The following is a 5,742-nucleotide window of genomic DNA, read 5'->3' as shown; positions in this document are numbered from 1 at the left end:
GATGAATCTCGCCGACAATCAACGTGGCGCGGTGGTTGCCAGCGTCAATCCCGACAAGGCTGCCGCGGCTTCCGGCATCCAGGCCGGCGACATCATCGTCGCCGTCAATCAGGTGCCGGTGAAGAGTGCCAGGCAAGTGACGCAGGCGATCGCCCAGGCCGGCAAGTCCGGCCGCAAGTCGGTGCTTCTGCTGGTCGAGCGGGACGGCGGCCAGATCTATGTCGCAGTGCCTTTCGCCAATGGCTGAGACGTGGCGTTGACGTGAACGCAGGACCGGCGGGGTTCGTCGGTGACGAGCCCCCCCGGCCTCTGCCGTCAAAGATTTCGGTTGCCCGCCACGACATCTTCGAGAACATTGCATCAGGCCGATAGTGGTCTGATGCAATGGGGATTGCCGCGATGGTCACCCGGGGTTTCTCTTCAGGACGGCGCCCACCAACCGATGACGATGCGCGCATACCGCCCGGCCAATATCTCGAACAGGGCTTTCCAGTGCTGTCGGCCGGTCCCACGCCGCGCGTGGGCACGCAGGATTGGTCATTCACTCTGAAACATGGGCCACGGCCGATCAAGAAATGGAACTGGGCCGAGTTCAACGCGCTGCCGCAGACCAAGATGACGCGCGACATCCATTGCGTGACCGCATGGACCAAGTTCGACACGTCGTGGCAGGGCGTGCTGGTCGACGATATCCTTGCCGACGCGGGTTTGGAGCCGCCGACCGGCTTCACGCTGGCGCACGCGTTCGACGGCTACACGACCAATGTGCCGGTCAAGGATCTCACCGCCGGCAAGGCCATGGTGGCGCTGCTTTACGAAGGCAAGCCGATCACGCCGGACCATGGCGGCCCGGCAAGGCTGCTCGTTCCACATCTCTATTTCTGGAAGTCGGCCAAATGGCTGAACGGCCTGCAATTCACCACTCGCGATGAACCCGGTTTCTGGGAATTGCGCGGCTACCACATCTATGGCGATCCATGGCGCGAGCAGCGCTACACGGACGATCCATGAGCGATGCGGCAGCAGTGCAATCGCCTTGGCAGGTAGCCAGGATCGTCCGCATCGAAAAGCGCACGCCGCGTGTCACCAGCTTCTTTCTCCAGCCGTCTCGGCCCTTTGCCTATCGCGCCGGGCAGCATGTCGACGTCAGGCTGACGGCGCCGGACGGCTATCAGGCGCGCCGCTCCTATTCCATCGCCTCCGCACCCGAGAGTGGCGGCGTGATCGAACTGGCGATTGAAAAACTCGACGACGGCGAGGTTTCGCCCTTCTTCCATGAGGTCGCGGCAATTGGCGACGAAATCGAACTACGCGGGCCGCTCGGCGGGCATTTCGTCTGGCCAGAAGATGGGAATGGCCCGCTTGTGCTGGTCGGCGGCGGTTCGGGCGTCGTCCCCTTGATGTCGATGGTTCGCCATCGCGCCGCGCGCAATTCGAGCGTGCCCGTTGTCCTGGTCTTTTCAGCCCGGGTCTGGGACGAAGTGATCTTTCGTGACGAACTGATCACCCTCGATGATCGCCAGGACGGCTTCGATCTGGTGCTGACGCTGACGCGCGAGGCCGCACGCCGTCCCGCCGATTATTCGCGGCGGGTGGACGTTGCGATGATGGCGCAAGCGATGGCGCGGCTGCCCGAGCCCCCCGGTCTCGCCTTTGTCTGCGGCTCCAATGCGTTCGTTTCCGCCGCCGCCCAGGCGCTGATCGATGCCGGCGTTGCAGCGGAAAACATTCGCACCGAACGGTACGGAATTTGAACGGACGTTGCTAACGCATGACGTCTTGGCTCTGACTGTTCGGTCGGGGCCTGATGCTTCAAGCATTGAAATTCGACCCACAAGGTAATACCTTGCTGAAATATGGTATTACCAGGGAATGAAGATGGCCAACACCGTTACCGCAAAGGGACAAGTGACCATTCCGAAACCGGTCCGCGATCTGCTGGGGATCGTTCCGGGCAGCAAGGTCGATTTCCGGCGCGCCGCCGATGGCAGCGTGGTGCTGGCTCGTGTTGACAAAAAGCCGCCTGCGAGCCGCTTCGCCAAGTTGCGCGGCCATGCCGGCGAGGGGCTCACGACCGACGCGATCATGGCGCTGACGCGTGGCGAAGCGTGACCTTCGTCGACACCAACGTTCTGCTCGACCTTGTCACGGACGATCCCAATTGGGCGGACTGGTCGGTTGCGCAGCTTGAGGCCGCGAGCCTTGATGGGCCGTTGCTGGTCAATGATGCGGTCTATGCCGAACTTGCCGTTCGCTACATCCGCATCGAGGATCTCGAGGCCTTTCTGGATGCGGCCGGTCTCGAAATGGCTCCGATGCCAAGGGCCGCGCTTTTCCTTGCTGGAAAGGTATTTACGCAATACCGCCGATCAGGAGGATCGAGGACCGGCGTGTTGCCGGACTTCTTCATCGGCGCCCATGCCGCCGTCGCCAGGCTTCCGCTCCTGACCCGTGATGTCGGCCGCTACCGGAGCTATTTTCCATCCTTGAGGCTGATCACTCCGAGCCCCTGATGGCTGCGGATGCTTTCGCTCTTCAGCCAACCGGCGAGAACTCCGCCGACAGCAGCTGGAAAGGCAAGGCGCCATAGGCAGCCACTGTGGCCTCGTCGTTCCATTCGCGAAACTGACGCGACGGTCGCGCTTCGAGCGTCAGGGCATCCCGCGCGCCGTCGAGCGTCACCTTGCCGCGAAAATGCAGCACGCGTTCCTTGCCAGATCGCCGGATGGCCATGGCGCGCAGCCGAGCGATATGGTCGTCACCGGCATTGATTTCCATTTCGATGCGGCGTCGGACCGGCGGAACAATGATCCTGACGGTGATATCAAGCATCATGTCGCCGGTCGCTTGCGGACAGGCGATGGCCTGCGAGAACGACAATGGCGCCGGTGCGGCTTGCGGCTTGCGAGCAGCCGGTCTGCCGCGCCAGGCCTTGGCGGGCGGCTCCTGTTGCAACCGGCCCTTCTTCCGCTTCAGGCGCAATTGCTTGGCAAGCCCGCGCGACAGCCAGACAAGGCCGCCGAAATCCGTGCGCGGCTTGGCTTGCAGAACCGACGACCAACGCGACAGGCCAGCCCGGTCGGCCATCTCGAAGATTCTGGCCAGTGTCGGCTCCGGCACGGCAACGCCGATCTCAAAGGCCAGATAGGATAATGCCACCGCCGCCGGAACGGCCAGGCCGCGTCTGCCGACGATGTCGAGGAACACGTCCCAGTCGACGTCTCCGCCATGGATGGCGACGGCGCAATCGACAAGCCAGTCGCTATGGGTGTGGGCGTCGAGGCCGCCATGGGCGATGGCCAGGGTCATGCGATCGGCCGGCGACGGCACGAAGACCGCGACACCGCTGAATTCGGCCGGGATCGCCCGTTGCCAGATCGCCAGATCGTCTTCCGCGCTCGTCTGCGACCCGTCATAGCCGAGCTGGTGCAGGTCGATGTCGCCGAAACGGCCCTTGAAGAAATTCATCGACCGCAGCGACGCCAACCGTGTTTGCAGATATTGCGCGCTGACGCCCGAGGCTATCTGCCAGTCGCGATCGCGCAGGATGTCGAAGGCGGCAGCCATGTCGCGCGGGCGCACCAGTATGTCGATGTCATGCGCCACCCGGCCACGCTGCGCCGACGCATTCAAGGCAATACGGCTGGCGCCCTTTATCAGCATGATGTCGACGCCGCCGTCGGCCATTGCCTTCAGCGCCGGCTCGGCCTCGCGCATCGCCATGCGCGACTTGGTCCACAGCATCTTCTGCAGGCCAACAAGGCGCGGATAGGCGGAATGGCCGGCAAGCTTCCTGCCGAACCTGTCGGAGATGGCAGCGAGCAACCGGTGTTCTCTAAACGAGACAAGGTCGATGTCGTTCTCGTCCAGCCAGCGCGCGGCGCAGCCAGCGGCTGCGCCTTCATCGGAGAGCAGCGCCGCCTTGAGCAACTGGTCGAGCTGGCCGGTCGGCCAGGACCAACCATAGTCCGGGAAGCGACGGCCGATGCGGCGAACAGGCCTGGCTTTCAACGGGAGCCCGCCTTGTTTTGGGCTCGCCGCTGCATGGCGAGCCTTGCCACCTGGAGATAGCCGCGGTCGCGTTCCGGATCGCGGCCATAGGAAAGGCTGCCCGGCCTGATGCGGCGCAATGCAAGTACGTCGTCGAGCATGGCAAGGACAAAGCCTGCCTCACGAACCCGGGCGATCCAGTCGATCATCTCGCCGCGGCCGCCTGGTGGATCGATGATGGGACCGACGGTCGGCACCACCTCTTGGCGGATCATCATCGTCGTGCGCGACCAGCCCGCCACACTGGCCGCCTCGGGCAAATCGGGCCTGTCACCGCGAAACGTCCGCCAGTGCGTAAAAACGCCTGCTGTTGCGGGATGACGGTCGAGATAGCCCAGCTGCTTTTCGATCTTGTCCGCCAGCCACAGGTCGTCGGCATCGAGCGTCGCGACGAACGGAGTCGAGAGTGCGGCAAAACCCTTGGTCGTGGCGCTTCCGGGCCCCGCATTCTCTTGCCGCAGCACCGTCACCGGCAGGTTCATCGCGTCGATCACGGCAGCCGTATCGTCGGTCGAACCGTCATCGACCACGACGATGGTCTCCGCCTTTACCGTCTGGGCCAGAACGGAGTTCAGGGCCGCGCCTATGGTGGCGGCCGCGTTGAAAGCCGGAATGACGACGCCGTAGCCTGCCATTACAGGAATCGCCACTGCGCGAGATCCTTGAAGTCGAAGATTCCCTCCACTCGGCGCAAGTTGGGGTCGGCCCTGCGACGCTTCATCGACTTGTGAATGGCGCGCATGAACTCGCGAAAGGGCACATCGGCTTCCTTGGTCATGTTGCCGGGATGACGCCTGTAGTAGAGAGCCACCGTATCGGGCATAACGTATTTTGCTTGGCTCTCAAAGATACGCAACAGATAGTCGGTGTCCTCGGCCTGTTTGAAGTCCTCGTCGAAGCCGCCGATGCGCTCGATGAGGTCTCGCGCAAAGATCCCGGCCGACAGGTGAATCCCTCGCACGGTGATGGAGTGGCTGTCGGCGGCCGGTTCCAGCGTCTCGCCATCTATCTTGTCCACCAGCGTCATGCGCGAATAGGTCAGGTCGAGGCCAGGATCCTCTTCGAAGCAGGCGAGATCCGCCGTGAAGCGCCCCATCGGGGAGATGTCGTCCGAATCGAGAAACGACACCAGGCGAGTCTGCGGCAGCAACTGTTTCAGCCCGGCATTGCGCGCCTTGGTGACCCCGCCATTGGTCTGCTGGAAAAGACGAATGCACGGGGCCTCGTCGATGAACGACCGCACGACCGCCGCCGAGCCATCGGTCGACCCATCGTCGATGACGATGATGTCGAGATCGATATTTTCGCGTTGCCTAAGCAGTGAGCGCAGCGCGAGGCCAACGAATTGTTCGCGATTGTAGACCGGCATGATGACGCTCAGCCTCATTGGCGACGCCATGACCGTTCCGGGCTTGGCCGATGCGATCCGATCGTGTGGAGCATCATAGCATCTGCCAATCAGCGGGACTCTTCAGTTCGAAGATTCCCTGGACCTCTCGCAGCGACGGATCGGCCTTGCGCCGTCGCATTGACTTGTGGATCGCACGCAAGTGGTTGCGGACCCTGCCACTATGCTCCTTGGTAACATTCCCGGCGTGGCGCCGGTAGTAGATCGCGACGGCGTCCACCAATTCGTAGTTCGGTGCCGTTTCGAAAACGCGCAACAGATAATCAGTGTCCTCGGCCCTGTCT

Annotated in this window: 8 protein-coding genes and 1 pseudogene; 5 read left to right on the top strand and 4 right to left on the bottom strand. The window is 63.0% G+C overall.

Features of this window, described 5'->3' with window-relative positions:
* The 5 genes from EN935_RS19625 to EN935_RS19605 all read left to right on the top strand — a co-directional run.
* Window positions 1–247, top strand: a 247-nt coding sequence (locus EN935_RS19625; RefSeq protein WP_127373541.1) for a PDZ domain-containing protein, incomplete at its 5' end; no start/stop codon positions are given.
* A 152-nt stretch (window positions 248–399) separates the two neighbouring features.
* A complete protein-coding gene (locus EN935_RS19620; RefSeq protein WP_127262794.1) occupies window positions 400–1,011 on the top strand; it encodes a sulfite oxidase-like oxidoreductase in 612 nt (203 codons plus the stop codon).
* Window positions 1,008–1,754, top strand: a complete 747-nt coding sequence (locus EN935_RS19615) for an FAD-binding oxidoreductase (RefSeq protein WP_109666864.1) — start codon at window positions 1,008–1,010, stop codon at window positions 1,752–1,754. The genes EN935_RS19620 and EN935_RS19615 overlap by 4 nt, the downstream gene beginning before the upstream one ends.
* 124 nt (window positions 1,755–1,878) lie before the next feature.
* On the top strand, window positions 1,879–2,112 hold the full coding sequence (locus tag EN935_RS19610) for an AbrB/MazE/SpoVT family DNA-binding domain-containing protein (protein ID WP_109667693.1): 234 nt from the start codon (window positions 1,879–1,881) through the stop codon (window positions 2,110–2,112).
* The gene (locus EN935_RS19605; RefSeq protein ID WP_109666861.1) at window positions 2,109–2,513 is read left to right on the top strand and encodes a type II toxin-antitoxin system VapC family toxin; all 405 of its coding nucleotides are present in this window, start codon (window positions 2,109–2,111) and stop codon (window positions 2,511–2,513) included. The genes EN935_RS19610 and EN935_RS19605 overlap by 4 nt, the downstream gene beginning before the upstream one ends.
* Window positions 2,514–2,535: 22 nt before the next feature.
* Here the strand turns inward: EN935_RS19605 and EN935_RS19600 are convergent, their stop codons facing one another.
* The 4 genes and pseudogenes from EN935_RS19600 to EN935_RS19585 form a co-directional block, all read right to left on the bottom strand.
* Window positions 2,536–4,011, bottom strand: a complete 1,476-nt coding sequence (locus EN935_RS19600; RefSeq protein WP_109666859.1) for a nucleotidyltransferase family protein — start codon at window positions 4,009–4,011, stop codon at window positions 2,536–2,538.
* Window positions 4,008–4,685: a glycosyltransferase family A protein gene (locus EN935_RS19595; protein ID WP_109666856.1), complete on the bottom strand. Its 678-nt coding sequence runs from the start codon at window positions 4,683–4,685 to the stop codon at window positions 4,008–4,010. Before EN935_RS19595 ends, EN935_RS19600 begins: the two co-directional genes overlap by 4 nt.
* Entirely contained in the window at window positions 4,685–5,437 is a 753-nt protein-coding gene (locus EN935_RS19590; protein WP_109667690.1) for a glycosyltransferase family A protein, read from the bottom strand. Before EN935_RS19590 ends, EN935_RS19595 begins: the two co-directional genes overlap by 1 nt.
* Before the next feature lie 55 nt (window positions 5,438–5,492).
* Window positions 5,493–5,742, bottom strand: a pseudogene (locus EN935_RS19585) (glycosyltransferase family 2 protein); the annotation flags it as partial.

The sequence above is a fragment of the Mesorhizobium sp. M7D.F.Ca.US.004.03.1.1 genome (assembly GCF_003998635.1).
GTDB classification, from domain to species: domain Bacteria; phylum Pseudomonadota; class Alphaproteobacteria; order Rhizobiales; family Rhizobiaceae; genus Mesorhizobium; species Mesorhizobium loti.
The sequence above is the reverse complement of the archived record's forward strand: the minus strand, read 5'-3'. Positions and strand labels throughout refer to the sequence as shown.